Source organism: Staphylococcus pasteuri (assembly GCF_030547725.1).
Lineage (GTDB): Bacteria > Bacillota > Bacilli > Staphylococcales > Staphylococcaceae > Staphylococcus > Staphylococcus pasteuri.
This window is the reverse complement of sequence record NZ_JAUOQO010000107.1, coordinates 1-343: the sequence shown is the minus strand read 5'-3', so window position 1 is coordinate 343 and position 343 is coordinate 1. Positions and strand designations below refer to the sequence as shown.

Sequence of the window (343 nt, the reverse complement as noted above, 5' to 3'; positions counted from 1 at the left end):
CCTTTACATTCATCTAACTTTTTAACAGACAGGTTAGTAATGTCTTGCTGCTTTTTCTGCAACTCTGCATCTAAGACTTGAATTTCACCTGGCTTTTCCTCGCTTCCCAAAGTCACGAGCATTTGCTGAAAATCAATTTTAGGGTCAAGTGTTGTTGCCAGATCTTGCTCATGAACAGTCGTTACTTCTAGATTTTCTTGATTGTCTTTTATCGTCTGATGATGAACTGCAAGTCGCTGTTGTTTTTCTTCTAGCTGAAGTCCTTTTTTTCCAACTAAATCGATATGGCGTTCATCAAGCTCACGGCTAAAATCTTTGACGAAGATGTTAAAGCTTTCCAGAC

The 343-nt window shown here is 38.8% G+C and carries 1 protein-coding gene; it reads right to left on the bottom strand.

The window, feature by feature from the left end; translation table 11 throughout:
- Nucleotides 1-343: hypothetical protein (locus tag Q4528_RS13005; RefSeq protein WP_303521897.1), on the bottom strand; the 343-nt coding region annotated here is incomplete at both ends.